Here is a 26,045-nt window from a genome sequence, read left to right on the forward strand (position 1 = left end):
TCGGCCCTCGGAATCACGGCCTGTGAAAGCAATTGTGGACAACAGGTTTTCGCCGGTGCCGGAGTTGATCATGGTCTGTGGGCCGCGTACCCGGTAGCGGGTGAATATCCGCACTGTTGCGCCAGGTGGCACAGATGTGGATGACGCTGTGGATGATTCGCGGCGTCCCGAGCGGTGGATGAACCGCTGGTTAACGCATGCGGTTTTCGGGCGCCTCGCGTCCGAGGGGCGAGACGGAACGCCGAAGGCGCAGTACCGTCTGTCGGACGCGAGGTCGCGAGGCCGAAAACACGCGGCGCCGGCCGCCTAGGACGCAGCCAGTTCGTAGCCCGCCTCGTCGACGGCGGCCGCGACATCGGTCTCGGACAGCTCGTTCGCGCTGTCGACACGGACGAGGCCGCTCGCGAGGTCGACGTCGACGCTGGTGACACCGTCGATCTTGCCGATCTCCTGCTTGACCGAACTCACGCAGTGTCCGCAGGTCATCCCCGTGACGGTGTAGGTGGTGGTGGCCATGGCCGACTCCTTCGCTGTTCGATCATACGGTCCTGGGGTATGTCCCCGACAGGAACGAACATACCCCCCATGGGTACCTTGCGCAACCCTGTCTCGCGTCCGTGTGCGCGGGATCGCGTTGCGGGTCGGGATTCGGCATGCGTACTCGTCGGTGTAACCGGTTACGCTTGGTGATCGTGCTGTCAGTTGTGCCCAGCCCGGTCGTCGTGCGCGCGCCTTCGAAGGTGAACCTGCATCTCGGAGTCGGTGATCTGCGTCCGGACGGTTATCACGATCTGACCACTGTCTTCCAAGCGCTGTCGCTGTCCGACGAGCTCGAACTCGCCCCGTCGGCCTCGCTGGCCGTGCGGGTCAGCGGTGAGAGCGCCGCCGAGGTGCCCACCGACCGGACCAACCTGGTCTGGAAGGCCGCGGTGCGGCTGGCGCATCTGGCCGGGCGCGCGCCCCTGGTGGAGATCGCGATCGCCAAGGGTATTCCGGTGGCGGGCGGCATGGCGGGCGGCAGCGCCGACGCGGCCGCGACGCTGGTCGGCCTGAACGAGCTGTGGGACCTCGGCCTCGGCCGCGACGAGCTCTCCGCGGTGGCGGCCGAGCTCGGCAGCGATGTGCCGTTCGCCCTGCACGGCGGCACCGCACTCGGCACCGGCCGCGGCGAACGGCTGCTCCCGGTGTTGTCACGCAGCACGTTTCACTGGGTGCTCGCACTCGCGAAGGACGGCCTGTCCACCCCGTCGGTATTCCGCGAACTCGACCGGCTGCGCGCCGAGGGCGATCCGCCGCGCCTGGGTGACCCGCAGAAACTCATGCAGGCGCTGGCCGCGGGCGATCCGCAGACGCTCGCGCCCTTGCTCGGCAACGACCTGCAAGCCGCGGCGCTGTCGCTGAAGCCCGAACTGCGGCGCACGCTGCGGGCCGGTGTCGGCGCGGGCGCGCTCGCGGGGTTGGTGTCGGGGTCAGGGCCTACCTGCGCGTTCCTGTGTGACACCGAGGAGGCGGCGATCGCGGTAGCGGCGGAGCTGGCGGGTGCGGGCGTGTGCCGCAGTGTGCGCACCGCGAGCGGCCCGGTGCCCGGCGCGCGCGTGCTCGACACCGAGGCCCACGGCAAGCGCTGACCACCGGTCGCCGAGTCAGTCGGCGCGCGGCCGGCGCAGACAGGTGACGTCGCCGATTCGGCGACGGGATGAGCTGATGATGTCGGCGAGCCGGTCGATCTGGTCCGCGTCGTTGTCGGTGTGACCGCAGACCCCGGCGCCGAGCGCGGATGCCACCTCGTCCGTAGCGCAAGGCGGAGCGGGCCGGACCGGCGACGACCGGGGCAAGTAGGCTCGGACGGCCGGATAGTCACGCGGAAGGCGGGCGAGCAACACCTATGTCCAACCTGATCAACCTCGAGCAGGTCTCCAAGAGCTTCGGTGTCAAGCCGCTGCTGGATGACGTATCCCTCGGCATTCACGCGGGAGAGCGGATCGGGGTGGTCGGTCTCAACGGTGGCGGCAAGACCACACTGCTCGAGGTGCTGACCGGGCTGGAGGCCCCCGACAGCGGCCGGGTGAGCCGCGTCGGTGGGCTGCGGATGGCCGTGGTCACCCAGCGTGGCGTGCTGCCCGACGGCGCCACCATCGGCTCCATCGTGCTCGCGGGCCTGTCCGACGACCTGTCGACCGCCGACATCGCCGAACACGAGTGGGCCGCCGACGCCCGCATCCGCTCGGTGCTCGACGGCATCGGCATCGCAGACCTCGGCCTGGACACCCCGGTCACCAACCTCTCCGGCGGCGAACGCCGTCGCGTCGCGCTGGCCGCCGCGCTGGTGCGCGACCTCGACCTGCTCGTCCTCGACGAGCCGACCAACCACCTCGACATCGAGGGTGTGCAGTGGCTGGCGCGGCACCTGGTGGATCGGCGCACCGCGCTCGTCGTCGTCACCCACGATCGCTGGTTCCTCGACACCGTCGCCACCCGCACCTGGGAGGTCGTCGGCGGCAAGGTCGAGACCTACGAGGGCGGCTACGGCGACTGGATCTTCGCCCGCGCCGAACGCGCCCGTCAGGCCGACGCCACCGAGTCCCGCCGCCAGAACCTGGCCCGCAAGGAACTGGCCTGGCTGCGCCGCGGCGCCAAGGCACGCACCTCCAAGCCGCGCTACCGCGTGGAGGCCGCCGAGGCGCTGATCGCCGACGTGCCGCCGCCGCGCGATTCGGTGTCGCTGGCCGCCTTCGCGCGCAAGCGGCTCGGCCGCGTGGTGATCGAGCTCGAGGACGCCACCCTCGCCACCCCCGACGGCCGCGAACTGGTCGGCGACCTGACCTGGCGGCTCGCGCCGGGCGAGCGGGTCGGTCTGGTCGGCGTCAACGGCTCGGGCAAGACCACCCTGCTGCGCGCGCTCGCCGGTGACGTCGAACCCGCCACGGGCAAGCGCATCCAGGGCCAGACCGTGCAGATCGGCTGGCTGCGCCAGGAACTCGACGACCTGCCCACCGATATGCGGGTGCTCGAGGCGGTCCAGCAGATCGCTCAGCGAATCATGCTCGGCGACAAGGAGATCTCGGCGGGCCAGCTGGCCGAACGGCTCGGGTTCACCCCCGCCCGCCAGCGCACCCCGGTCGGCGACCTCTCCGGTGGTGAACGCCGCCGCCTGCAGCTGACCCGCATCCTGATGGCCGAACCGAACGTCCTGCTGCTCGACGAGCCGACCAACGACCTCGACATCGACACCCTGCAGCAGCTCGAAGACCTGCTCGACAACTGGGCGGGCACCCTCGTGGTCATCAGCCACGACCGCTACCTGGTCGAGCGCATCTGCGATTCCACCTGGGCCCTGTTCGGCGACGGCAAGCTCACCAACCTGCCCGGCGGCATCGACCAGTACCTCACCAAGCGCGCCACCCTGGCCACCGCCGCCAAGCCGGTCACCGCGAAACCGGCCGCAGCGACCACGGATTCGGCCGACCGCCGCGCCGCCCGCAAGGAACTGTCCCGCTTGGAACGCACCATCGCCAAGCTCGACGAGCGCGAACAGAAACTCCACGTCGCCCTCGCCGACGCCGCCACCGACCCGGACAAGCTGGTGAAACTCGGCGGCGAACTCAAAGAGGTCGTCGCCGAAAAGGAAGCGGCCGAGGAACGCTGGATGGAACTCGCCGAGCTGGCGGAGAACTAGGGCCGGGCATGCGCTGAGCATTCACCGAACGCTCAGACCGTTTCGACCGATCGGCGGGAAAGTGAACGTTCAGCGCGGTACTAGGTCGCGGTCTCTCGGCCGTCGCTGATGACTACGGGCAGGCAGGTCTGGACGAAGTCGGCGCCGAACTCGGTGAGCAGGATGCTGCGGTAGCTCACCTTGGTGCCGAACCCGCGCTTCATGGCGTCGCGGACCTGTTCCTGCGCCTCGATGAGCTGATAGCGGCTGGGGTTGCCGACCGGTTCGCGGGTGAACTCGATGAGTCCGAGCCTGCGCAGGTTGGACAGGTACTGCGGGACCCGGTTCGGGAACCGCAGGCCGGCGTGCTCGCCGATCAGGGTCAGGCCGCTGATCAGGCGTTCGCCGCCGAACGCGCGCTGACGGCCGGTGCGCACGTCGAGCGCTGGCTGCGGACCGTCGACGTGCATGAACCGCAGGATCCGTGCCTCGTCCGGGGTGATCTCGGCGAGGATGCCGGGATAGGCCGGGTGTGTATCCGGCTGGGACGCTTGGGTACTGGCGGACAGGCGCAGCAGTTTGGCGCCCTGTTCGCGCAGGGTCGGCGTGCCGGGGTCGCTGTCGTGTTCGCCGCCGGTCGGCAGGCCGAGCGCGTGCCGGAGCCGGTCGCGCACTTCGCCTTCGGCCTCGGCGAGGACTTCCTTGGGCGGGTTACCGGCGATGCTGCCGCGCAGGACGGTGACGGTCACCCCGAGCGCGGTGTCGAGGGTCCACAGCGTCATGCCCGAGGCCGCGGTGAGCGCGACCCGCGCGACACCGGTCGCGGCACGCACTGTGCGCACCGGCGAGACGGGCAGCACGCCGCGTCTGTCGCCGGTGGTTTCGATCGGCGGTACCGGCCGTCGCACCAGCTCGGTGGACGGGGTCCCGTCGTCTACATCCATGTCGTCGCTACTCCTGTTCCGAAGACCAGGATGTGAGCGTATCCGGCGAGCAGCCCCAGCGCGCCGCCATGGACAAAAAGCAACCATTCGTCCTGTTTGATGGCCGAACGCAGCATGTCCACGAAGTCGTGCGGGGAAAGTGCGGACATTTGCCGGGCGATGTATTCGTTGACCTGCCTGCCCTGTTGGACATTGAACGCGGGATCGGCGAAGGCCATCGGCGCGATCGTCATGGCCTCGGCGGTGATCGTGGACTGCAGCGAATCGTATTCGCGGCTGCCGAGCATGAATTTCACCGCGGGCCTCGCCGGGCCGAGCGCGCGATCGGCGGCCGGGCGCAGGGTGTCCTCGAGCATCTGCAGGGTGCGGTCCGAGCGCGGGCCGTTGAGCAGTTCGTCGCCGATGTTGGCGACGGTGACGACCTCGGTGGAGACGAGTTCGGCGTAACCCGCGGTGATCTCGGGCTGACGCTTGATCAGCAGGCCCTGCCGCCACGGGCACCACCACTTGGGAAGCGCGGGCGCGAAGATCATGTTGATGCCGACCCAGTTCACCACCCAGCCGATGATGATGCCGCCGATCGGCAGCACGATCAGCGGCGAGAGGCCGGTGGTGTGCAGCGCGAGGACGAGCAGCAGGCCGCAGGGCGCGCCGAAGTAGAAGCCGAAGTTCTGCATGAACCGCAGTTCCTTGGCGCCGAGTACCTGGAACAACTGGTTGAGCAGTTGCGGGCGGGCCTGGAAGTAGCGGATGACCATCTGCTTCACGTCGAGCAGCTGATCGATGTTGGTGCCGAGCTCGATGGTGAGTTCGCGCAGGATCTCCGGCAGCTGCGAGCGCACCCGTTGATGCACCATCTCGCGCACCTGGGTGGGCAGGTTGTACCAGAGCTGGGGGTGCTCGCGACGCAGGATCACCTCGACGATGTCGCTGATCTGCGCGTCGGCGACATCGGCCAGATGTTCGGCCAGCTTCTCCGGATCGAGCTCACGGTAGAAGTCGGAGACGCTGCCCAGTTTGGACAGCCCCTTGTCGACGGCGATGCTGGCCATCTTGTCGGCGCGCGAGGGCACGATGCCCTGCCAGCCGATCCGGCCGTCATAGCTGAGCAGCGGCAACACCTGGATCCGCTTGGGCAGGTACGGGAAGACGGCGCGCAGGCCCGGCAGCTTGACGCCATAGAACTTGATCGGCTGGAACAGCATCAAAATGCCGGTCCAGTTGGTGATGTAACCGATGATTCCTGTGAAAAGAGGAATGGTCACAATCTCGAGCAGGAGTGTCGGGTGTAACCCGAACACACTCTCCAACAACGACACCCTCCTGCCGTAATCCGGTGACCACCTCCTTCACCGGCAACCAAAGTTAGCACCCCCATGGCGAGGTGACCCTACTGTGAGTTGCGGAACTGGGTCCATTCGTCGTGCGCCAGGCCACAGGGTAGTGTCTGAGACATCAGTCACAGAACCTGTCCCGAATGCCGTACTCGCCCTGGCGAGTCGGAACAATGAGCACCACCACAGTTGGTGACAGGCCACAATCGGCGCGTTCAGGGGGCGCGTTGCGTATGCACTGTGCCTGAGGCGTGGTCGGGCAATAATCTGTGAGCGAGAAGTTCACATGGCGAGACTTCGGAGTAGGACGTGACAGACGACAGGACCGGACAGGACCTGGCCCGTGCCGGTACCCGCGCCGTCGAGCGCAGCTCGGATGTCGAGCAGCGACAGATCAGCAACGAAGCCCGGTTGATCCGGGGCGTGTTCCGCGCCGCGGGTCTGGCCGCGGGCACCGCGGTGCGCGGCAGCCAGTGGGCCGTCGGCACCACCTACGAGGTGACCAAGGAACTGGCCCAGGCGGCTCTGGACGGCGAGTCCTCGGCCGATATCGCGGAGCGCACCGGAAACGCGCTGCGCTCCATCGCCCGCAGTGCGCTCGGCGTCACCGAGGGGTCGGTGCGCGAGATCGTCAGCTATGTGCCGACGCCCAACGGGTCGACCCAGCAGGCCATCACCGTCGGCCCATACCTGCGCTCGGCCAGCACCGAGGACCTGCGCCGCCGCGGCGACGCGCTGCTGGCCCGCTCGGCCGACGTGTACTTCACCGAGGACGTGCACCCGGCCTACGACCGCATCCTCGACGAGATCGCGCCCGACGAGGCCCGCATCCTGCGGTTCATGGCGCTCAACGGTCCGCAGCCCTCGGTCGACGTGCGCACCAACCGGCCGCTCGGCATCGGCTCGGAGCTGGTCCAGGGCGACCTGACCTCGGTGCCGGAGCAGGCAGGCGTGCGCTACCCGGACCGGGCCCGCTCCTACCTGATCAACCTCAACCGGCTCGGCCTGACGTTCACCTCCGACGACCCGGTGGTGCTGAGCCGCTACATGGTGCTCGAGGTGCAGCCGGTGGTTGAGGAAGCGCTCAAGAAGGCGGGCCGCGCGCCCAAGATCGTGCGCAAGAGCCTGCGCCTGTCGGAGTTCGGCGAGGACTTCTGCCGTACCTGCTTCACCATCGGGTAGCTGAGACAGCGCGGGGCTCCGGCGCCGGAGGTCACGCTCCGGTGTCGGCAGTGATAGCGATCTGATACAGATCGCGCACTACACGCGTTTCAGTGGGATCGTGGAGACATGGAGCAGGGGTCCGGATCACCAAACGACGTGCGGGTCGACGATCCTGTCGCGCCCGCATGGGTGCGGCCGGGTCCGTTGCTACCCGGAGGCGACGAACCGCTGGTCGCCGGGCCGGAGACGGGGGAGGACCGGATGGCCGCGGAGTTGCCCGAGGATGCGTCCGACGAGCAGCCGGAACCGGTCGTGCGGCCGCCGGATCATCCCGACGACCTCATCGCGCTCAGCAGGCTCAAGTTCCGCTACCTGCGCGCGCTGGACACCAAGTCGTGGGACGAGTTCGCCGACACGCTGATCCCCGAGGCGACCGCGACCTACAGCGAATACCTGCAGTTCGAATCGCGTGAGGCCTTCCTGGCCTTCCTGCGCAACACCCTCGGACCGCATGTCATCACCGAGCACCGCTGCGATCATCCGGAGATCGATGTCGTCGGCGACACCGCGACCGGCACCTGGTACCTCGCGGACACGGTGATCATCCCCGAGCACAACATGTGTCTGCGCGGCGCGGCCTTCTACACCGACCGCTACGTCCGCTGCGAGGACGGCCACTGGCGCATCTCGCATACCGGCTACGAGCGCACCTATGAGGTGGTGCTCTCGCTCAGCGATCTGCCCAGCCTGCGCCTGACCGCGAGCCGCTGGGGAATGATCGCGCAGGAGAACCACATCTCCTCGGTGGAACGCAACCCCGGACCGGCCGCGTAGGGCCGACTCAGACAGTTGACCAGTTAGTCCGCGGTCGCGACGAGCGGTTCCAGCGTGAGCTTCGGGTGTTCCTTCTCGATGTACTGCAGCCGCCACTTGTCGCTGAACAGGGCCAGGATCGCGCCGTCGGTGCGGGTGAACACCTCGACACCGCGCTGACGATCCAGTTCCGGCGCCGATTCGGCGTCGGTGCGCCGGGCCAGGGTGAAGGGCAGGAAATCCAGCTGGGTTTCCACGTTGAACTCCGCCTGCATGCGGGCGGTGACCACCTCGAACTGCATCGGGCCCACCGCCGCGAGCACCGGCGACTGGTCGCCGCGGGCGTCGTTGCGCAACACCTGGACCACGCCCTCGGAGTCGAGCTGGTCGATGGCCTTGCGGAACTGCTTGTACTTGCCCGCGCTCTGCGCGCGCAGCGTCGCGAAATGCTCGGGGGCGAAGCTCGGGATCGGCGGGAACTCCACCTTCTTGTCCACGAACAGGGTGTGACCCGGCGCGAGCGCGGTCGCGTTCACCAGGCCGACCACGTCACCGGGGTAGGCGGTGTCGACGGTGGTGCGCTCGCGGCCGAACACCGTCAGCGCGTATTTGGTGGCGAACGGGCGACCGGTCTGCGCGTGCGTCACGACCATGCCGCGCTCGAACTCGCCCGACACGATCCGCATGAACGCCAGCCGGTCCCGGTGCGCGGTGTCCATACCCGCCTGCACCTTGAACACCACCGCGCTGAACGGATCACCGGTCTCGCGGTCCTTGCCCGCGACGTCGGCCCGCGCGCCCGGTGCCGGCGCCAGCGCGACCAGAGTCTCCAGCAGCTGGCGCACACCGAAGTTCAGCATCGCCGAGGCGTAGATCACCGGCGAGGTCTGCCCGGCCAGGAACAGCTCCTGGTCGTGATCCTGCCCGGTGGCCGAGAGCAGCTCGCTCTCCTCGGCCGCGGTCGTCCACGCCTCGCCCTCGCGCGCCTCGGCTTCGGCGGACGTCAGCGATTCCTCCGGCGCGATGGTCGCGCCACCGGCGGTGCGGGTGAAGTGGATGTACTCGCTCGCTTCGCCCTCGGGACCGCGGCGCAGCAGGCCGCGGAAGTCACCGGCGATGCCGACCGGCAGGAACAGCGGGGTGGGGGTGAGGCCGATCCGCTCGCTGATCTCGTCGAGCAGCTCCAGCGGCGCCTGGCCGGGGCGGTCCCACTTGTTGATGACGGTGATGACCGGGATACCGCGGTGGCGGCAGACCTGGAACAGCTTCAGCGTCTGCGGCTCGAGGCCCTTGGCGGCGTCGATCAGCATGACCGCGGCGTCGACCGCGGTGAGCACGCGGTAGGTGTCCTCGGAGAAGTCGGAGTGGCCCGGGGTGTCGACCAGGTTGATGACATTGTCGACATCGGACCCGGCGACGCGGTAGTTGAACTGCAGCGCGGTCGAGCTCACCGAGATGCCGCGCGCCTTCTCCATCTCCATCCAGTCCGACACGGTCGACTTGCGGCCTGCCTTACCGTGGATCGCGCCCGCCTCGGAGATCATCCTGGCGTGCAGCGCCAGCGCCTCGGTCAGCGTCGACTTACCCGCGTCGGGGTGCGAGATCACGGCGAACGTGCGGCGGCGCGCGACCTCGGCGGGTAGTCCGCGCGGGGTGGGGGCGGCGCTATCTCCGGACTCGGTCAACGCAGAACCTTTCGCAGTGGTCGGCAACTTATAAAGCCTAAAGGTCGCCGGTCCGGCGAGGTCGACGGGGTGTTCTGCCGAAGTGACCCGGTTTTTCCGGGCTATGTGGATGCGGTATGGTTGTCGGGTTGTCTCGGCGAGGGTGAGTTGCCCCTGGTGGTGGTGCTCACCGTGATCGACGCGGCTCGGCCTTCCCGGTCGTCCTCGTTCGTTCTTCGTCCGACGAGTAGACGTTGACCCCTCAGATGGGTCGCCACAATGACCAGCCCGGAAGAGCCGTAGGAGCGCATTCAGTCATGTCCGACGTGAACCAGATCGAAGCCGCCGTCCGCACCGAATTCGGTAAGGGCGCCGCTCGCCGTACCCGTCGCGACGGCAACGTGCCCGCCGTGCTGTACGGCCACCAGGCCGAGCCGCAGCACCTGAACCTCAACGCCAAGGCCTTCGCCGCCATCCTGCGTGAGCACGGCACCAACGCCATCCTGAACCTCGTCGTCGACGGCAAGCAGCAGCTCGCGATGACCAAGTCGGTCGTGGTCCACCCGATCCGCCGCTACATCGAGCACGCCGACCTGCTGATCGTCAAGCGTGGCGAGCGCGTCACCACCGACGTCAACGTCGTCGTCACCGGCGATGCCGCTTCGGGCACCCTGATCACCCAGGAAGCCACCACCCTGTCCATCGAGGCCGACGCGCTGAAGCTGCCCGAGTCGATCGAGATCTCGGTCGAGGGCATCGAGGCGGGCACCCAGATCCTGGCCGGCTCCATCGAGCTGCCCGCCGGCGTCACCCTGGCCGGTGACCCGGAGGCGCTGATCGTCAACGTGATCGCCGCGCCGTCCGCCGCGCAGGTCGAGGGCGAAGGCGAAGGCGTTACCGCCGAGGAGCCGGCCGCGGAGGCCGAGACCGAGTCCGAGTAAGACTCCCGCACCACGGTTCGGCCGATGACCGAATCTTCCGGGCCCGCGCTCGTGGTCGGTCTGGGTAACCCCGGCCCCGAATACGAGCGCACCCGCCACAACGTGGGCTTCCTGGTCGCCGACGTGCTCGCCGAGCGCGTCGGCGGCCGTTTTGCCGTGCACAAGAAGTCCGGCGCCGACCTGCTGCAGGCGCGGCTGGACGGGCGCCAGATTCTGATCGCGAAGCCGCGCACCTACATGAACCTGTCCGGCAGGCCGGTGGCCGCGCTGGCGAAGTTCTTCTCGGTGCCCGTCGACCAGGTGATCGTCGTGCACGACGAGCTGGACCTGCCGTTCGGCACGATCCGGCTCAAGCAGGGCGGCGGCGAGGGCGGCCACAACGGCCTGCGGTCGATCTCGCAGGCGCTGACCACCAAGGAGTACCTGCGCGCCAGGATCGGTATCGGCCGTCCGCCGGGGCGCCAGGATCCCGCCGACTATGTGCTCAAGCCGTTCGCGGCGCCGGAGCGCAAAGAGGTTCCGGTGATCGTCGAGCAGGCCGCCGACGCGGTCGAGCTGCTGCTGAAGGTCGGTTTGGAAACGGCCCAGAACTCACTGCATTGAGTTGAACTCCCGGCGCGCCCAGGCGAATTCGCCAGGGCGCGCCGAGTGCGTTTCAGCGCAGGTGGACCGCGGTGGCCGCGCGCCGGAGCTTGCCCGACGACGTCTTCGGCAGGGCGCCGGGGCCGAGGACCGCGACCGTGCGCGGGCGGGCGCCGACCTCGGCGAACACCTCGTGGACGATCTCGCGCTCCATCCGCTTCACCTCGTCGGGTTCCTGGAAGTCGTTGGATTCCACCACTACCGCGAAACTTTCGCGCTTCTCGCCCGCGTCCAGGCGCACCGCCACCGCATTGCCGGGACGCACGCCGGGCACGCGCAGCGCGGCCCGCTCGATATCGGTCGGGTAGATGTTGCGGCCGCCCATGATGATGACGTCCTTCATCCGCCCGCACACCACGATCAGGCCCGCGTCGGTGAAGTAGCCGATGTCGCCGGTGTCGAGCCAGCCCTCGTCGTCCTGGGCGGGCCGGAACCCGTCGACGGTCACGTAGCCCGAAGTCACCGCGGGACCGCGCAATTCGATGATGCCGACCGTGCGGACCGGAAGCGACTGCCGTTCGGTGTCGACGACCCGGCCCTCCAGATCGTCGACGAGGTGGCCGAGCGTCGGCAGCCTGCGCGGAGTGCCGTGGTGGCCGGTCTCGGCGACCGGCACCGCCTTGCCGACGGCCTCGAGCAGATCCGCGTCGATGATGTCGAGCACCATGCCGTGGCCGCAGTCGGGCACCGATACGGCCAGCGTGGTCTCGGCCATGCCGTACACGGGGGTCAGCGCCATCGGGTTGAGCCCGAAGTGCTTGCCCGCCTCCGCGAGCGCGATCATCGTGTCCGGGTCGACCGGTTCGGCGCCGTTCCACATGTAGCGCACGCTGGACAGGTCCATCGACCCCGGCTCGGCCTGCCGCAGGCGCCTGGCCAGCAGCGAGTAGGCGAAATTCGGTGCCGCGGTGACGGTTCCGCGGTACTTGTCGATCAGCTCCGCCCACAGCAGCGGCCTCGCCAGGAAGTCCAGCGGGGTCACGCAGACCACCTCGGCACCGAATTGCATGGGCACGCTGAGGAATCCGACCATGCCCATGTCATGGAACAGCGGCAGCCAGCTGATCATGACGTCGTCGTCGAGCTGGAACTTCACGCGATTGAACATCGCGTGCGCGTTGACGTTGAAGTTGCCGTGGGTGATGCGCACGGCCTTGGGCGACCCGGTCGACCCGGAGGTCAACTGCTGCAGGGCGATATCGGATTCGGTGGTCGGCACCGGATCCGTATCGGGGCCGGTGTGCAGGTCCTCGATCTTGACCACGGTGATCCCGCGTTCGAGCAGCACGGGTTCGGCGGCGGCGAACGGCGCGCCGAGCACGACGGCCTTGGCCTCGATCATGCCGAGGACGGTTTCGGTATCGCGTACCCAGACCGCGAGATCGGTGCGCGGTGTCGGCTGATGCAGCATCGTGATGGATGCGCCGCGCATCCAGATGGCCTGGCAGACCGGCGCGATGTCGACGGGCAGCCCGGCGAGCACGCCGACGGCGTCGCCGTGCTCGATCCCGGCGGCCGCGAGACCACCCGCCATTCGCCGCGCCTGGCGATGAATTTCCCCCCAGGTCTGCCGCAGCGGCGCCTCCGGTTCCCCGGTGACCAGCCCCCGTGGGCTGGTCAGCGCTGTGGCAAACATTTCGTCGGTGAACCTGCTCAACGTCGGACTCCCTTTACGCCAACGATCGGTTACGGCCGTGCTCCCAACAGAAAATCCCCGCCCGCCCAACGGGTGTTAACCCCGACTGACACCCGAGCACCCTCGCCGATCAGTTCTCGGCGGCGAAGGTGGCAGCGTAGCGGTCCACATATGGTCTACCCGATAGTGCTGACATTTCCCGCATCAGCTGATCAGTTGCCACTCTGACCTGGGCGCGATGAACCGCTGCCGGATAACGCCGCGCCGGCTGGATACTGATGCGCACCTTGGTGAAACGCAACAGTTTCCGACCGCGAGGGTTCATACGGTCGGTTCCGTCCAGCACCACGGGCACCACCGGCGCCCCTGTAGCCATGGCAACGCGTAGCGCCCCGGTGCGACCACGATAGACCCTGCCGTCGATCGACCGTGTGCCCTCCGGGTGAATTGCCCAGGCGCATCGTCGGCGAGCACGGCTACCGGGTGATGTCGGCCAGAACCGTGACGAAGCGGTCGAGGTCGTCGGTGCTCACGAAGTAGTGGGGGGAGGCGCGGACGATGGCGGGGAGGGTGCGGGCGGTCATGTCGAGCAGGGTGGAGCTGGCGTGGCTGACGGTGACGGTGACGGCGTGGTCGGCGAGGCGGTCGCGTAGGTGTACGGGGTTGTGGTTGTCGGCGGTGAACGAGACGATGCCGCTGTGGTCGGTGCCGAGGTCGCGGACGGTCACTCCGGGCAGCTCGGGCAGGGTTTTGCGGAGGTGGTCCGCGCGCTCGGCGACGGTGGCGTAGACCTCGTCGGGGCCGAGGGCGAGCAGGTAGTCGACGGCGGCGCCGAGGCCGAGGCGGGCGGCGACGTCGCATTCCCAGAATTCGAAACGGGACGCGTCGGGGGCGAGGCGATATTCGCTCTCGCTCACCCACTCGGCGCTGTGCAGGTCGAGCCTGGCCGGTTCCATCGTCTGCGCCAATTCCCTGCGGACGTAGAGGAATCCGGTGCCGCGGGGGCCGCGCAGCCACTTGCGCCCGGTGGCCGAGAGCGCGTCGACGCCGAGTTCGGCGACATCGATCGGCAGCTGGCCGATCGATTGGCAGGCGTCGAGCAGGACCAGCGCGCCCGCCTCGTGGGCGATCCGGGTGGCCTCGGCGACCGGGTTCACCAGGCCACCGTTGGTCGGTGCGTGCTGGAGCGAGACCAGCCGTACCCGTTCGTCGAGCATGGCCGCGAGCGCGTCGGTGTCGAGGCGGCCGGTGTCGTCGCTGGGGATGTGCTCGACCACCGCGCCGGTCTGCTTGGCGCGCTGGAGCGCGGCGATCGCGTTGCTGGCGTAGTCGGCCCCGGAGATCAGGATGCGATCGCCGGGGCGCAGGGGCAGTGAGTAGGCGAAATCGGCCCATGACCGGGTGGCACTGTCGCTGAGCGCGATGGTGTCCGCGGTGGCGCCGATCAGGGTCGCGATCGAGGCCTTCACCGCGGCGAGATCGTCGAGGCGTTCGTTAGCTGCACGATAGCCACCGATCTCCGCTTCCCGGCGCAGGTGGCCGATGACGGTGTCGGTGACGACCCGCGGCGGCAGTGAGGATCCGGCGCTGTCGAGGAATACCTGTCCGGCGGCAAGTCCGGGGGTGGCGGCTCTGATCGCGGCGAGATCCATCATGGCGACGACCCTACCGTCGGCGAGGCGTTCCCCAATTCGTCACTTTTCCTGTCGGTGCTCGTCGCTACTCTGGAATGAGTCGGTTGCATGAACACGCGAATTCCCCCGGTAGTACACAGCACGCGGAGGTTGGCATGGCGGTCACTCTGGAACGTTCTTCGTGGCCTGATTCCGCCACTGACCAGGGCGAACTATCGTCCAGGGCGGCGGCGGAGGCCTATGTCGGCGGTGTCTGTTTCAAACTCGGGCCACCCGCGCTGATCGGCGCCGAACTGGAGTGGCTCACCGCCGGGCCCACCGGTGCGCGCCCCTCGCTCGAGCTGATGGCAGCGGCCCTCGGGCCATACGCGCCCACCTCGATCGCCCCGGCATCGCCGGCGGCCCCCCTGCCCGGCGGGAGCATGGTCACCTTCGAACCCGGTGGTCAGATAGAACTCTCCAGCGCCCCGTTCGCCGATACCGAGGCGCTGACGCACAATCTGCGCGCTGATGCGGCCCGTTTGCGGGACCTGCTCGCCGCCCACGGCATCGGCATCGTCTCCGCCGCCGCCGATGCCGATCGACCTGCCGAAAGACTGCTTCGCCTCCCGCGCTACGCCGCCATGGAACGCCGGTTCGACAGTGTCGGCCCGTTCGGCAGCCTCATGATGTGCAATACCGCCGCCACCCAGGTCAGCGTCGACGCGGGCGCCGACGCCGACGAGGTCAGAGCGCGCTGGACGGCGCTCTACGCGCTCGGACCGGCCCTGATCGCCGCCTTCGCCTGCTCGCCCGTGCTGCACGGCGCACCGCAGGGTGAGTGGGTCTCGCAGCGGATGCGCACCTGGCTGCGGCTCGACCTGTCCCGCACCCGCCCACCGGTCGCCGACTGGGGCGATCCTATCGCCGCCTACGCACACTGGGCGCTGGACGTGCCCCTGCTGTGTGTGCGCTGCACCGAGCGCGATGCGGACTGGTCGCCACCGCCGGGCGCCACCTTCGCCGACTGGCTGGCGGGCGCACTGGACGACGAGGTGGGCCGCAGGCCGGGCACCGACGACCTCGACTATCACCTGACCACCCTGTTCCCGCCGGTCAGAGCCGCGGGCCACCTCGAGGTCCGCTACCTCGACACCCAGCCCGGCGACACCTGGACCACCCCGATCCACGTCGTCGACGCGCTGTTGTCGACACCGGCGGTGGTCGAGGAGGCGACGGCCATCGCCGCCCCGACGGCAGGGGAGTGGCTGGGCGCCGCGCGCACCGGTCTGAACGACCCCCAATTGCGCCGAGCCGCAGTGGATCTGTTCGAGCTGGCCGAGCAGCACGCCCGGTCGGTCACCGCCGCACAGGAATTGGCGCTCGCCGCCCGCCGATGTCGGTCCGGCCGCAGCCCGCTCACCGTGGCGAAGCCGGCACATGACGGATCGTGACGATCCCGCTCGCCGACCCGATGTCGTTGTCGCCCTCTTCGTTCGGAGCTGATCCCGTGACCCTTTCCGCCCCCGCCGACCACAGCAGCCGCGACCGCATGCGCGACCGGATCGCCGAGGTCCTGCAGCGTGCCCGCCGCCGCACCGCCACCCTCACCGACAGCGTCGAGGAGGCCGACCTCGTCGCCCAGCATTCGCCCCTGATGAGCCCGCTGGTCTGGGACCTCGCGCACATCGGCAATCAGGAAGAACTCTGGCTGGTCCGCGATGTCGGCGGCCGCGAGGCCGTCCGGGCCGATATCGACGAGCTCTACGACGCGTTCAAGCACGCCCGCGCGAACCGTCCCGCGCTGCCGCTGCTGAATCCCGATCAGGCGCGCGGCTATGTCGGCACGGTGCGCGAGAAGGTTTGGGACGTCCTGGGTTCCAGCGCATTATCCGGTGATCCACTGGTGGACAACGGCTTCGCGTTCGGCATGATCGCCCAGCACGAACAGCAGCACGACGAGACCATGCTCGCCACCCACCAGCTGCGCCTCGGCGCGCCGGTGCTGTCCGCGCCGTCCCCACCCGCCGCGCAGGCGCTGATCGGCGGCGAAGTCGTCGTTCCCGCAGGTGAATTCCTGATGGGCACCTCCGCCGACCCGTGGGCGCTGGACAACGAACGCCCCGCCCACCCGGTGCACGTGCCCGGCTTCGCCATCGATGTCGCGCCGGTGACCAACGAGCAGTACCTGGCCTTCATCGCCGACGGCGGCTACGAGCGGCCCGAACTGTGGTCTGATCGGGGCTGGGCGCATCGGCATGAGGCCGGGCTCGTCGCACCACAGTTCTGGGAGCGTGACGGCGCGCAGTGGACGCGCCGGGCCTTCGGTGTCAGCGCACCGCTGCGGCCAAGGCAGCCGGTGGTGCACGTGTGCTGGTTCGAGGCCGAGGCGTACGCGCGCTGGGCGGGCAAGCGATTGCCGACCGAAGCCGAATGGGAGAAGGCGGCCAGGTTCGATCCGGCCACCGGTGCGTCGCGGCGCTATCCGTGGGGCGAGGACACGCCGGACGAGCGCCTGGCCAATCTCGGTCAGCGGCATCTCGAGCCCGCCGACGTCGGCGCGTACCCGGCCGGTGTGTCGGCGACCGGCGTGCATCAGCTGATCGGCGACGTCTGGGAATGGTGCGCTTCGGGTTTCGAGGCGTACCCGGGGTTCCGCGCGTTCCCGTACCGCGAGTACTCGGAGGTCTTCTTCGGCGGTGACTACCGCATCCTGCGCGGCGGCTCGTTCGGCACCGACGAGGTCGCTTGCCGCGGCACCTTCCGCAACTGGGACCACCCGATCCGCCGTCAGATCTTCGCCGGATTCCGGCTGGCCCGCGACTTGCGTGAGGACGAAGGCTGATGTCCGGGAACAACGTCGGTCGTTCCCGGACCGCACGACGGGCGGGCGATCGCTGATGTGCAGACACCTCGGATATCTCGGCCCGCCGGTGCCGGTCGGTGAGTTGGTCGTGCGCGGCTCCCACTCGCTCTACCAGCAATCCTGGGCGCCCACCGATATGCGGGCAGGCGGCACGATCAATGCCGACGGTTTCGGCGTCGCCTGGTGGCGCCGGGCCGATGTGGGCGTCGAAGGCGCGCGTGACGCGGTCACCCGCTACCGCAACGCGGCTCCCATCTGGACCGACCCGGCCGTGGGCGAGGTCCTCGGTCAGTTGGAATCGCGCGCAGTGCTCGCCTCCGTCCGGTCGGCCACTGTCGGTATGCCGGTGGAGCGCGCGGCCTGTGCGCCGTTCGTCGATGAGCACTGGGCCTTCAGCCACAACGGTGTCGTCCCCGACTGGCGGACAACACTGGCGCTCGTACTCGCCGACCTGGACGAGATACTGGCCCCCGCGTCAGGATTCGGTGTGCCCGCCGGTGTGCCTCACGCACAGGGAAATGGTGCGGTGCAATCGGATTCGCCTGCCGGGTCGTCTTCTGGCGGGCAGAAGGCCGGTGCAGCGTCGTCCGTCGATTCAGTGCGGATCCGCGCCGATGTCACACCCCTGTTCGGTTCGGCCGCGGCACTGTTGCAGGCCGAGGCGCTGACCGATTCCGCGGCCCTGTGGGTGCTGCTTCGCGGACTGCTCGGCGCGATCCGACCCGGCGGCCCGATCGCCGACGCAGCCGACGCATTGCGCTTGCTGACCGCCGCGGTGTTGCGCCACCAGCCCAGCGCCCGCCTGAACCTGTTGCTCGGCAACGGGACACAGCTGTGGGCCACCACCTGCTGGCACTCGCTGTCGGTCCTCGTCGCCGACGACTACACCGTGCTGTGCTCCGAACCGTACGACGCCGATCCACGGTGGCAGCCGGTCCCCGATCGCCGACTGGTGATCGCGGACCCCGGCCACTGCACCATCACCGCTCTCGAGCTTCCCGTCACCGAAAGGGTCCGTTCATGACCGCGCCGCTGCTGGACATCCATCTCACCGACGACGATCTCACCGCGGCCTTGCGCACCGACGCCCGCACCGGCCTCACCGCCACGCCGAAATCCCTGCCGCCCAAATGGTTCTACGATGCCCGCGGCAGCGAGCTGTTCGAACAGATCACCGAACTGCCCGAGTACTACCCGACCCGCACCGAGCGGGCCTTGCTGCGGCGAGTCGTCGGCGAGATCGCCGCGGCCGCCCACCCCGAGGTACTGGTGGAACTCGGGTCAGGTTCGGCCGCGAAGACCCGCCTGCTGCTCGACGCGCTCACCGCCGAAGGCTCGCTGAAAACGTATGTACCGCAGGATGTCTCGGCCTCGGCGCTGCGTGGCGCGGCGGTCGAGATCGCGACCGAGTACCCGAATCTGGCCGTGCACGGCGTCGTCAGCGACTTCACCGACACCCTGCACAATCTCCCCCGTGGTGGCCGCCGGATGATCGCCTTCCTCGGCGGCACGATCGGCAACCTGGTGCCCGCCGAGCGCGCCGAGTTCCTGTCCGGTATCAACGAGGTGCTCGAACCCGGCGAGCTGCTGCTGCTCGGCGCGGGCCTGGTGATCGACCCGGCCGTCCTCGTCCCCGCCTACGACGACGCCGCCGGTGTCACCGCCGAATTCAACCGCAACGTCCTGCACGTGCTCAACCACCGTCTCGGCGCCGATTTCGACCCGGACAAGTTCGAGCACATCGCCCTGTGGGACGCCGAGAACGAGTGGATCGAGATGCGCCTGCGCGCCACCGAGGCGATGACCGCCACCGTCGCCGACCTGGACCTGACCGTCGACTTCGCGGCGGGCGAGCAGATGCGCACCGAGATCTCCGCCAAGTTCCGCCCCGACGGCCTGCACGCGGAACTCGACGCCGCCGGCTTCACCACGGCACACACCTGGACCGACCAGGACGACCGGTTCGCCTTGGTCCTGGCCGAACGACGCTGAGGGCTACAGGTCGAGCTCGTCGGCGAGGTACTCGCCCGCGGTGAGGTTCTCGTCGCCCTCGAGATCGCGTTCGACGCCTTCTTCGCCGTCGATCGCGTCCTCGTCGTAGAGGTCACCGTCGACGCCGTCGTCGCTGACTATCCGGACGGCGGAGACCTCGGCGGGGCGTTCGTCCTCGTGGACCGCCTCGCGGGCAGCGCCGTTCTCGGTCCACTCCTCGCCGACTTCCTCGTTGATGCCGAGGAAGCCGTCGGCGTCGGCTTCGTGATTGCGGATCACGTAGTCCTCCGGCGGGTCCTCGACGTACCGCTCGTATTCGACGATGTCGTCGGCCTGATCGTCGTCGCCCATGTCCATGTCCAGTGGTTCACGGCTCATAGGCCCAGTATCGGCCTCCGGTCGGCGTCAGTCACCGTAGCCACGCCCGGCGGTCAGTGCTCGATGCCCTCGAAGACGCCGGTGAACCACTCGACCAGCGGCCGCAGTTCGGTCCACGCCTGCCGGATCTCGGTGGCCGCCGCCGGGGTCGTCAGCCAGTCGGGCGCGCCGAACTCGCGGCTCGCGATGAGCGATTTGTGCCGCAGCAGTTCGATGCGGGGATGGTCGATGGCGTAGCCCTTGGGCTTGGTCTTGAGGCGGTCACCGCCGATGGTGTAACCCGCTGCGGTCGCCGCCGTGAGGATCGCCTCGAGTTCGGCGCCACGGACGTCGTCGTCGATGGTGGCCCGCAGCGTCGCCAGCGCCGCGGGCGACATCTGGTAGCAGCCGCCCGCGACGAACAGCCCCGCCGCGTTGATCTGCACGTACCAGCCGACACCGGGCGCCGTGCCCGCCACCGCGCCCTGATGGTTCTTGTACGGCGTCTTGTCGGCGGAGAAGCGGACGTCGCGGTAGGGCCGGAAGATCTTGGCCTGCCCGAACTCCGGTTCGAGTTCGGCGGCGAGCGCGGTCATCGGCGCGCGCACCGCCTCGTCGTAGGTCTGCTTGTGCGCGGTCCAGAATGCTTTGGAATTGTCGGCCTCGAGGTCCTCGTAGAAGTCGAGGGCCGCCAGCGGGAACCCGGTGAAAGCGTCCATCGATGCAGTATCGCCCGTGCCGGTCAGAGACTGCCGAGCGCCACCACGAACAGCACGACGGCCAGCGCGGCCAGCGCCGCGACGACGCCGTTGGCGATCGCCGCCCATTTACCCATCTGCTCGCCCTTGGCGTGCCCGACGAGCCCGAGCACGATCCCGGTCGGCGCGGTCACCAGGATCGGCAACCCGCACAGCATCGCCCCGCCGACCACCGACGCCGCGACACAGCAGAAGCTGATGATCGACCAGATGGGTGTGGTGTCGGCATACCCGTAGCGCTGCATCGGCATGGGCTGATAGGGCAGCGGATACCGCGGCGCGCCATAACCGACCCGGCCTGGAACGGGATACGCCTGCGGATAGACCGGCCCGGGCGGTGGCGGCGGATACGGCGGCAGCTCGACCGGCGGCGCCGGCCGTTCGATCCCGGCCCACGGCAGCTCGGGCTGCGCGGGCGCGGGGGCAGGCAGCTCGGCGGGCGGGGCGTCGTCCACCCACATCCGCTCGGTCGGCGCGGGCGGCGCGGGCGGCGGCGCGGATGACTCGGGCGCGTCCTGCACCCGATCCTTACTGAGCTCTACCCGGCGTTCCGGTTCGATCCCCATGTTCTCCCCCTCGAATGGCCTGGATTCCATGCCTACCACGCAAGCGGTCCACACACCAGAAACGGCCCCTCAGCTGCTGCCGAAGGGCCGTTCCGTAAGAGCGTCAGTTCACGCGTTGCCGTTGAACAGGCCGGTGACCGAGCCGTTCTCGAAGACCTCGCGGATGGTGCGCGCCAGCAGCGGCGCGATGGACAGCACGGTCAGCGTGGGGAACTTCTTCTCCTCGCTGATCGGCAGGGTGTTGGTGATGACGACTTCCCTGGCACCACAGTTGGCCAGGCGCTCGGCGGCCGGGTCGCTCAGCACGCCGTGCGTGGCGGCGATGATGACATCGCCCGCGCCGGCCTCCTTGAGCACCTTGACCGCGCCCGCGATGGTGCCACCGGTGTCGATCATGTCGTCGATCAGCACGCAGGTGCGGCCTTCGACGTCACCGACGACGCGGTTGGACTTCACCTGGTTGGGCACCAGCGGGTCGCGGGTCTTGTGGATGAACGCCAGCGGCGTGCCGCCGAGCGAGTCGGCCCACTTCTCGGCGACCTTCACGCGACCGGCGTCGGGGGAGACGACGGCCAGGTTGTCCGACTGGTAGTTGGTGCGGATGTACTCCGAGAGCTGCACCAGCGCGTGCATGTGATCGACGGGGCCGTCGAAGAAGCCCTGGATCTGATCGGTGTGCAGGTCGACGGTGATGATGCGGTCGGCGCCCGCGGTCTTGAGCAGGTCGGCGACGAGGCGGGCCGAGATCGGCTCGCGGCCGCGGTGCTTCTTGTCCTGGCGCGCGTACGGGTAGAACGGCAGCACCGCTGTGATCCGCTTGGCCGAACCACGCTTGAGCGCGTCGATCATGATCAGCTGTTCCATCAGCCACTGGTTCAGCGGAGCGGGGAAGCTCTGCAGCACGAAGGCGTCGGAACCGCGCACCGACTCCTCGAACCGAACGAAGATCTCGCCGTTGGCGAAATCGCGCGCAGTCTGCGGCGTGATGTCGACATCCAGTTCCTTGGCGACCTGCTCGGCCAGCTCAGGATGTGACCGGCCGGCGAAGAGCATCAAGTTCTTCTGGTTGTCGATCGAGAACGCGGTCACTGCTGGTTGCCATCCTTTTGCTCGATTGTCTGATCAGACGTCTCGTTTGCCGCGATGGCATCCGCCGCCGCGCGCGCCGCAGCGGTTCCTGGACGGTAACGCTGCACCCAGTTCTCAATGATGCGCTGTGGCCCACCCGACACGGCCAGTGCCCCCGGTGGAACGCTTCTACGCAGCACAGTACCCGCTCCGGTATAGGCTCCGTCACCCACGGTGACCGGGGCGATGAACATGGTGTCGCTACCGGTCCGCACGTGGGAACCGACCACAGTGTGATGCTTGTTGACGCCGTCATAGTTCACAAAGACGCTGGAAGCGCCGATGTTGCTGTGCTCGCCGATCGTCGCGTCGCCGACGTAGGTCAGGTGCGGCACCTTCGAGTGCGCTCCGATCGTGGCGTTCTTGGTTTCGACGAAGGCGCCGAGCTTGCCCGCGTCGCCGACCACGGTGCCAGGGCGCAGGTAACTGAAGGGGCCGATGGTCGCGCCGTCACCGATCTCGGCGCGCTCGCCGTGTGTACGTACGACGCTCGCGCCGGCGCCGACGACGACGTCGGTCAGCGTGGTGTCCGGCCCGATCTCGGCGTCCTCGCCGATGTGGGTCTCGCCGAACAGCTGGGTGCCGGGACGGAGCACGGCGTCGCGCCCGATCCGCACGGTCGCGTCGATCCAGGTCGTCGCCGGATCGATGATCGTGACGCCCGCGCGCATGTGCCGTTCGAGGATGTACCGGTTGAGGGTGGCGCCCGCCTCGGACAGCTGCACCCGGTCGTTGACCCCGGTCACCTTGTTGGAGTCGACGAGTCGCGCGCCGTGCACCGGATGCCCGGCTTCGCGGGCCAGCCGCAGCACGTCGGTCAGGTAGAGCTCGTGCTGGGCGTTGGCGGTGGACAGCCGTCCGATCATGGTGCGCAGCACGGAGGCGTCGAAGGCGTAGACGCCGGAGTTGACCTCTTTGATCTTGGCCTGGGCGGGCGTCGCGTCGGCGTGCTCGACGATCTCGGCGACCTGGCCGTCGGCGTCGCGCACGATCCGGCCGTAGCCGTTGGGGTCGTCGGGGACGAAGGTCAGCACGGTGACGGCGGGCCGTTCGGCGTAGCTGCGGTGCTCGTCGAGCAGCGCGGCGAGCGTGTGCCCGTCAAGCAGCGGCACATCGGCCGAGGTGACGAGCAGATCGCCGTCGAAGTCCGCGGGCACCGAGCTCAGTGCGCACTGCACCGCGTGGCCGGTACCGAGCTGCTCCTCCTGCACCGCGCTGACGATCTCGCGACCGAGTTCCTTGCCCACCTCGGCGACGGCGGCGCCGACCTTGTCGCGGTCATGGCCGACCACGGTGATCAGGTGGGTCGGATCGATCTCGGCGGCGGCGTGCAGCGCGTGCGAGAGCATCGACCGGCCTGCTAACGGATGCAGCACTTTCGGAGTCTTCGACCGCATTCGCGTCCCAGCACCTGCTGCGAGAACGACGACGGCGGTCTGCGGTGGCATGGATCTCCCTCGGCTGCCTGTCAGCGAGTGTGCTGTGGCGGGTTCGGTCGGTGATGGTGCGGGCCGACGATACGTCACTGTGTCCGTGTGCTCCGCCGCCAGGACTCGAACCTGAACTATCTGAACCAAAATCAGAGGTGCTGCCATTACACTACGGCGGATCGCCACACCAGTGGGCCGTGAGAGCCCACCACTGTGCTACGGCACGGCCTAGATCCTCGCACATCTCCCCGCTCGGGGGCGAATCTTGTGTGTGCCTGTCGTGGCCGCGGCGCGACCCGTTGTTAGCCTTCTGGAACGCACGTACAGATCTGATGAACCGAAAGCACGGAGAGGCGGGGGAGCTCATGTCTTCGACCGAGTCGGGGCGTCCCATCAGGCCAAGGATGACGGGTACGCAGCGGCGGCAGCAGCTGATCGAGATCGGTCGCGCGTTATTCGCCGAGCGGGGGTATGACGCGACATCGATCGAGGAGATCGCGCAGCGTGCGCAGGTGTCCAAGCCGGTGGTCTACGAGCATTTCGGCGGCAAGGAGGGGCTCTACGCGGTGGTCGTCGACCGCGAGATGTCGATGCTGCTGGACATGATCACCTCCTCGCTCACCCAGAATCGCTCGCGGGTCCGGCTGGAGCAGGTGGCGCTGGCGCTGCTCACCTACATCGAGGAGCGCACCGACGGCTTCCGGATCCTGGTGCGCGATCAGCCGGCCGCCAATGCCGACGGCCGCTATTCGAGCCTGCTCAACGAGGCCGTCAATCAGGTCGCCCACCTGCTGGCGAGCGATTTCGCTCGCCGTGATCTCGACACCAGCCTCGCCCCGCTCTACGCGCAGGCACTCGTCGGCATGGTGTCCACCGCCGCGACGTGGTGGCTCGACGAGCGTGAACCACCGAAAGAAGTGGTCGCGGCGCATCTGGTCAATCTGTGCTGGAACGGATTGAGCCACTTGGAAGCCGAACCGGGGCTCAGCTCCGAATGGAATACCGGGCAGGCAGGCGGATCGGCGGGGTAACCGGACGATAGCGCCTACTGCCACAGTGAATCCAGGATTCGGCTGCCCCGTAGCCGCCTGGTGGTACGGTTCACCCATCCTTTTGGGTGCTGCCGGGCGGTATGTCGATCAAACTTCGGGATGTCGGTCTACTTCAGGATGGCTGGATTATTGGATGACAGGCGGATCTGATGGCTAGGCAAGCGCGCGCGGAGATCACCCGCGACTCCGTCCTTGCTGGCGCTGCCGATGTCTTTCTCCGTTTGGGCTACGCCAACGCGAGCCTCAGCGAAATCATCGCGCAGTCCAATGTGACCAAGGGCGCCTTGTACTTTCACTTCGGCTCCAAGGAGGAGCTGGCCAGGGCGGTGGTCGATCAGGGCAACGAGCGCCTGATCGGCTCGTGTCAGGGATTCTTCGATTCCCGGGTACCCGCGCTGGAGGCGTGCATCGGGATCACCTACGTGGTGGCCGACCTGTCGATGAACGATCCGATGGTCGGGGCGATGCTCAAGCTCAACCATCAGATCGGCGACTATCGCGGCGCCCAGGGCGACAACATCGCCAAGGTCTGGAGTGAGACGTACCGGGTGCTGGCCGAGCGTGCCATCGCCCAGGGCGATCTGAACGCCGATCTGGACGCCGACGTGGTCGGCCTGCTGCTGCACGAGCTGACGGCGGGCGTGCACATCGTGGCCGTCGGCACCGAGTCGATGGACGAGATGGCGGCCAGGATGGAACGTGCCTGGTACTTCCTGCTGCCCTCGATCGTGCCGCCGGAGAAGCTGTCGTACTTCCGCGAGTTCGCCGCCCGCCGCCTGCGCCGCTACGTGCTCTAGACGCTGCGGTCGGTGGCGAGCACCGCGCGGATGTCGGCCTCGTCGCCGGTGGTCTCGATCCTGACCTCGTTGCGGCCGAACGCGTGCAGCAACAGCTCCGACGGCTTGCCGGTGAGCACGACCTCGGCACCGGGCGCCTTGTGCGCGGTGATCCGGTCGCCGTCCGGCGTCGCCAGCGCCACCGCGACGGGTGCCTTGCGATAGGCGGCACGGGCGACCGCGCGCAGCGCCGACCACAGCCGCGACTCGTCGCTCGCCGCCAATTCCCGTGGCGTCCAACCGGGTTCGGCGCGGCGGACGTCCTCGTGATGCACGAACATCTCGGTGAGGTTGGCGAACGCGTCGACCGGCCGCAGCGGTGACCACCAGGGCGGTCCGGTGCGGACCAGTTCGGCGAGTTCGGCGAAGGGGCGCTGCGCGATCTTGTCCTGGGCCGCGTCGAGGTATCCGGCCAGCGGCTTCACCAGGATGCCCAGTGAGGCATCCGGCCTGCGCTCCCTGACCACCAGATGGGCGGCCAGGTCGTGCACCGTCCAGGTACCGCACAGGGTCGGGGCCGACGGGCCCGCTTCGATCATTGTCGCCACCAGGGCGTGGCGTTCCCGCTGAGCCAGACTCACGACCTCGACGGTACGCGTGCGCGGGGGACATCACCTCGTCGGGCGCGACCCGAGACCTCACCGCGGCGGGGCG

Annotated in this window: 26 protein-coding genes, 1 tRNA gene and 1 pseudogene; 12 read left to right on the forward strand and 16 right to left on the reverse strand. The window is 68.5% G+C overall.

Going from position 1 to position 26,045, the window contains the following annotated elements; genetic code table 11:
• Positions 1–306 precede the first annotated feature (306 nt).
• Positions 307–516, reverse strand: coding sequence for a heavy-metal-associated domain-containing protein (locus tag ACFWF2_RS05145; protein ID WP_379304772.1), 210 nt, complete (start codon positions 514–516; stop codon positions 307–309).
• Between the two features lie 176 nt (positions 517–692).
• On the opposite strand from ACFWF2_RS05145, the gene ACFWF2_RS05150 reads away from it, so the two are divergent.
• A complete protein-coding gene (locus tag ACFWF2_RS05150; protein ID WP_379304774.1) occupies positions 693–1,628 on the forward strand; it encodes a 4-(cytidine 5'-diphospho)-2-C-methyl-D-erythritol kinase in 936 nt (311 codons plus the stop codon).
• Positions 1,629–1,643: 15 nt separating this feature from the next.
• Here ACFWF2_RS05150 and ACFWF2_RS05155 read toward each other — a convergent pair whose 3' ends face one another.
• Entirely contained in the window at positions 1,644–1,784 is a 141-nt protein-coding gene (locus ACFWF2_RS05155) for a hypothetical protein (protein ID WP_379304776.1), read from the reverse strand.
• A gap of 101 nt (positions 1,785–1,885) precedes the next feature.
• On the opposite strand from ACFWF2_RS05155, the gene ACFWF2_RS05160 reads away from it, so the two are divergent.
• Positions 1,886–3,676, forward strand: coding sequence for an ABC-F family ATP-binding cassette domain-containing protein (locus tag ACFWF2_RS05160; RefSeq protein WP_379304778.1), 1,791 nt, complete (start codon positions 1,886–1,888; stop codon positions 3,674–3,676).
• An 80-nt stretch (positions 3,677–3,756) separates the two neighbouring features.
• Here the strand turns inward: ACFWF2_RS05160 and ACFWF2_RS05165 are convergent, their stop codons facing one another.
• Positions 3,757–4,599 carry an Abi-alpha family protein gene (locus tag ACFWF2_RS05165; RefSeq protein ID WP_379304780.1) on the reverse strand — a complete coding sequence of 281 codons (843 nt, stop codon included), beginning with the start codon at positions 4,597–4,599 and terminating at the stop codon, positions 3,757–3,759.
• Positions 4,590–5,864 (reverse strand): hypothetical protein, encoded by a 1,275-nt coding sequence (locus ACFWF2_RS05170; RefSeq protein WP_379304782.1) that lies wholly within the window; start codon positions 5,862–5,864, stop codon positions 4,590–4,592. Before ACFWF2_RS05170 ends, ACFWF2_RS05165 begins: the two co-directional genes overlap by 10 nt.
• A gap of 378 nt (positions 5,865–6,242) precedes the next feature.
• Here ACFWF2_RS05170 and ACFWF2_RS05175 point away from each other — a divergent pair, with 378 nt between their 5' ends.
• Together ACFWF2_RS05175 and ACFWF2_RS05180 are read left to right on the forward strand one after the other, a co-directional pair.
• The gene (locus ACFWF2_RS05175; RefSeq protein ID WP_229739660.1) at positions 6,243–7,115 is read left to right on the forward strand and encodes an Abi-alpha family protein; all 873 of its coding nucleotides are present in this window, start codon (positions 6,243–6,245) and stop codon (positions 7,113–7,115) included.
• A gap of 294 nt (positions 7,116–7,409) precedes the next feature.
• Complete coding sequence (locus ACFWF2_RS05180) at positions 7,410–7,931, forward strand: nuclear transport factor 2 family protein (protein WP_379304960.1); 522 nt, start codon at positions 7,410–7,412, stop codon at positions 7,929–7,931.
• A 23-nt stretch (positions 7,932–7,954) separates the two neighbouring features.
• On the opposite strand, the gene ACFWF2_RS05185 is transcribed toward ACFWF2_RS05180, so the two are convergent.
• The gene (locus tag ACFWF2_RS05185) at positions 7,955–9,595 is read right to left on the reverse strand and encodes a peptide chain release factor 3 (protein ID WP_379304784.1); all 1,641 of its coding nucleotides are present in this window, start codon (positions 9,593–9,595) and stop codon (positions 7,955–7,957) included.
• Between the two features lie 296 nt (positions 9,596–9,891).
• Between ACFWF2_RS05185 and ACFWF2_RS05190 the strand changes: the two genes are divergently transcribed.
• Both ACFWF2_RS05190 and pth read left to right on the forward strand, forming a co-directional pair.
• Positions 9,892–10,515 carry a 50S ribosomal protein L25/general stress protein Ctc gene (locus ACFWF2_RS05190; RefSeq protein WP_379304786.1) on the forward strand — a complete coding sequence of 208 codons (624 nt, stop codon included), beginning with the start codon at positions 9,892–9,894 and terminating at the stop codon, positions 10,513–10,515.
• A gap of 24 nt (positions 10,516–10,539) precedes the next feature.
• Entirely contained in the window at positions 10,540–11,118 is a 579-nt protein-coding gene (gene pth / locus ACFWF2_RS05195; RefSeq protein ID WP_379304788.1) for an aminoacyl-tRNA hydrolase, read from the forward strand.
• A 52-nt stretch (positions 11,119–11,170) separates the two neighbouring features.
• Here the strand turns inward: pth and ACFWF2_RS05200 are convergent, their stop codons facing one another.
• The 4 genes and pseudogenes from ACFWF2_RS05200 to ACFWF2_RS05215 form a co-directional block, all read right to left on the reverse strand.
• Entirely contained in the window at positions 11,171–12,814 is a 1,644-nt protein-coding gene (locus ACFWF2_RS05200; RefSeq protein ID WP_379304790.1) for a fatty acyl-AMP ligase, read from the reverse strand.
• Between the two features lie 109 nt (positions 12,815–12,923).
• On the reverse strand, positions 12,924–13,139 hold the full coding sequence (locus ACFWF2_RS05205) for a hypothetical protein (protein ID WP_379304792.1): 216 nt from the start codon (positions 13,137–13,139) through the stop codon (positions 12,924–12,926).
• A gap of 48 nt (positions 13,140–13,187) precedes the next feature.
• Positions 13,188–13,241, reverse strand: a pseudogene (locus ACFWF2_RS05210) (hypothetical protein); the annotation flags it as partial.
• A 28-nt stretch (positions 13,242–13,269) separates the two neighbouring features.
• Positions 13,270–14,448: an aminotransferase class V-fold PLP-dependent enzyme gene (locus ACFWF2_RS05215; protein WP_379304794.1), complete on the reverse strand. Its 1,179-nt coding sequence runs from the start codon at positions 14,446–14,448 to the stop codon at positions 13,270–13,272.
• 134 nt (positions 14,449–14,582) lie between these two features.
• On the opposite strand from ACFWF2_RS05215, the gene egtA reads away from it, so the two are divergent.
• The 4 genes from egtA (at position 14,583) to egtD (ending at position 19,264) form a co-directional block, all read left to right on the forward strand.
• Entirely contained in the window at positions 14,583–15,860 is a 1,278-nt protein-coding gene (egtA, locus tag ACFWF2_RS05220) for an ergothioneine biosynthesis glutamate--cysteine ligase EgtA (RefSeq protein ID WP_379304796.1), read from the forward strand.
• A gap of 98 nt (positions 15,861–15,958) precedes the next feature.
• Complete coding sequence (gene egtB, locus ACFWF2_RS05225) at positions 15,959–17,251, forward strand: ergothioneine biosynthesis protein EgtB (RefSeq protein ID WP_379304962.1); 1,293 nt, start codon at positions 15,959–15,961, stop codon at positions 17,249–17,251.
• A 55-nt stretch (positions 17,252–17,306) separates the two neighbouring features.
• Complete coding sequence (locus ACFWF2_RS05230; protein ID WP_379304798.1) at positions 17,307–18,296, forward strand: class II glutamine amidotransferase; 990 nt, start codon at positions 17,307–17,309, stop codon at positions 18,294–18,296.
• Positions 18,293–19,264 (forward strand): L-histidine N(alpha)-methyltransferase, encoded by a 972-nt coding sequence (gene egtD / locus ACFWF2_RS05235; protein ID WP_379304800.1) that lies wholly within the window; start codon positions 18,293–18,295, stop codon positions 19,262–19,264. Before ACFWF2_RS05230 ends, egtD begins: the two co-directional genes overlap by 4 nt.
• Before the next feature lie 3 nt (positions 19,265–19,267).
• Here the strand turns inward: egtD and ACFWF2_RS05240 are convergent, their stop codons facing one another.
• The 6 genes from ACFWF2_RS05240 to ACFWF2_RS05265 all read right to left on the reverse strand — a co-directional run bounded on the left by ACFWF2_RS05240 (position 19,268) and on the right by ACFWF2_RS05265 (position 23,682).
• Positions 19,268–19,642, reverse strand: coding sequence for a hypothetical protein (locus ACFWF2_RS05240; protein ID WP_379304802.1), 375 nt, complete (start codon positions 19,640–19,642; stop codon positions 19,268–19,270).
• 53 nt (positions 19,643–19,695) lie between these two features.
• Complete coding sequence (locus ACFWF2_RS05245) at positions 19,696–20,340, reverse strand: DUF2461 domain-containing protein (protein ID WP_379304804.1); 645 nt, start codon at positions 20,338–20,340, stop codon at positions 19,696–19,698.
• Between the two features lie 23 nt (positions 20,341–20,363).
• Positions 20,364–20,945, reverse strand: coding sequence for a hypothetical protein (locus ACFWF2_RS05250; RefSeq protein ID WP_379304806.1), 582 nt, complete (start codon positions 20,943–20,945; stop codon positions 20,364–20,366).
• Positions 20,946–21,053: 108 nt separating this feature from the next.
• On the reverse strand, positions 21,054–22,034 hold the full coding sequence (locus ACFWF2_RS05255; RefSeq protein WP_379028460.1) for a ribose-phosphate diphosphokinase: 981 nt from the start codon (positions 22,032–22,034) through the stop codon (positions 21,054–21,056).
• A complete protein-coding gene (gene glmU / locus ACFWF2_RS05260; RefSeq protein ID WP_379304809.1) occupies positions 22,031–23,521 on the reverse strand; it encodes a bifunctional UDP-N-acetylglucosamine diphosphorylase/glucosamine-1-phosphate N-acetyltransferase GlmU in 1,491 nt (496 codons plus the stop codon). The genes ACFWF2_RS05255 and glmU overlap by 4 nt, the downstream gene beginning before the upstream one ends.
• A gap of 90 nt (positions 23,522–23,611) precedes the next feature.
• Positions 23,612–23,682 (reverse strand) — tRNA-Gln (locus tag ACFWF2_RS05265).
• 225 nt (positions 23,683–23,907) lie between these two features.
• Between ACFWF2_RS05265 and ACFWF2_RS05270 the strand changes: the two genes are divergently transcribed.
• Positions 23,908–24,534, forward strand: coding sequence for a TetR/AcrR family transcriptional regulator (locus tag ACFWF2_RS05270; protein ID WP_379304811.1), 627 nt, complete (start codon positions 23,908–23,910; stop codon positions 24,532–24,534).
• A gap of 170 nt (positions 24,535–24,704) precedes the next feature.
• Positions 24,705–25,352, forward strand: a complete 648-nt coding sequence (locus ACFWF2_RS05275; protein WP_379304813.1) for a TetR family transcriptional regulator — start codon at positions 24,705–24,707, stop codon at positions 25,350–25,352.
• Here ACFWF2_RS05275 and ACFWF2_RS05280 read toward each other — a convergent pair.
• Complete coding sequence (locus ACFWF2_RS05280; protein ID WP_379304815.1) at positions 25,349–25,972, reverse strand: TIGR03085 family metal-binding protein; 624 nt, start codon at positions 25,970–25,972, stop codon at positions 25,349–25,351. The genes ACFWF2_RS05275 and ACFWF2_RS05280 overlap by 4 nt on opposite strands.
• Positions 25,973–26,045: the final 73 nt, after the last annotated feature.

This window comes from Nocardia sp. NPDC060259, assembly GCF_042728775.1.
GTDB lineage: Bacteria > Actinomycetota > Actinomycetes > Mycobacteriales > Mycobacteriaceae > Nocardia.

Excerpts from the sequence above, each read along its gene's own strand:
- ACFWF2_RS05250 (WP_379304806.1), bottom strand. The coding sequence starts at position 20,945 with ATGGGGATCGAACCGGAACGCCGGGTAGAGCTCAGTAAGGATCGGGTG.
- ACFWF2_RS05215 (WP_379304794.1), bottom strand. The coding sequence starts at position 14,448 with ATGATGGATCTCGCCGCGATCAGAGCCGCCACCCCCGGACTTGCCGCC.
- pth (WP_379304788.1), top strand. The coding sequence starts at position 10,540 with ATGACCGAATCTTCCGGGCCCGCGCTCGTGGTCGGTCTGGGTAACCCC.
- glmU (WP_379304809.1), bottom strand. The coding sequence starts at position 23,521 with ATGCCACCGCAGACCGCCGTCGTCGTTCTCGCAGCAGGTGCTGGGACG.
- ACFWF2_RS05275 (WP_379304813.1), top strand. The coding sequence starts at position 24,705 with ATGGCTAGGCAAGCGCGCGCGGAGATCACCCGCGACTCCGTCCTTGCT.
- ACFWF2_RS05190 (WP_379304786.1), top strand. The coding sequence starts at position 9,892 with ATGTCCGACGTGAACCAGATCGAAGCCGCCGTCCGCACCGAATTCGGT.
- ACFWF2_RS05165 (WP_379304780.1), bottom strand. The coding sequence starts at position 4,599 with ATGGATGTAGACGACGGGACCCCGTCCACCGAGCTGGTGCGACGGCCG.
- egtD (WP_379304800.1), top strand. The coding sequence starts at position 18,293 with ATGACCGCGCCGCTGCTGGACATCCATCTCACCGACGACGATCTCACC.
- egtB (WP_379304962.1), top strand. The coding sequence starts at position 15,959 with ATGCGCGACCGGATCGCCGAGGTCCTGCAGCGTGCCCGCCGCCGCACC.
- ACFWF2_RS05160 (WP_379304778.1), top strand. The coding sequence starts at position 1,886 with ATGTCCAACCTGATCAACCTCGAGCAGGTCTCCAAGAGCTTCGGTGTC.
- ACFWF2_RS05145 (WP_379304772.1), bottom strand. The coding sequence starts at position 516 with ATGGCCACCACCACCTACACCGTCACGGGGATGACCTGCGGACACTGC.
- ACFWF2_RS05270 (WP_379304811.1), top strand. The coding sequence starts at position 23,908 with ATGACGGGTACGCAGCGGCGGCAGCAGCTGATCGAGATCGGTCGCGCG.
- ACFWF2_RS05245 (WP_379304804.1), bottom strand. The coding sequence starts at position 20,340 with ATGGACGCTTTCACCGGGTTCCCGCTGGCGGCCCTCGACTTCTACGAG.
- egtA (WP_379304796.1), top strand. The coding sequence starts at position 14,583 with ATGGCGGTCACTCTGGAACGTTCTTCGTGGCCTGATTCCGCCACTGAC.
- ACFWF2_RS05240 (WP_379304802.1), bottom strand. The coding sequence starts at position 19,642 with ATGAGCCGTGAACCACTGGACATGGACATGGGCGACGACGATCAGGCC.
- ACFWF2_RS05230 (WP_379304798.1), top strand. The coding sequence starts at position 17,307 with ATGTGCAGACACCTCGGATATCTCGGCCCGCCGGTGCCGGTCGGTGAG.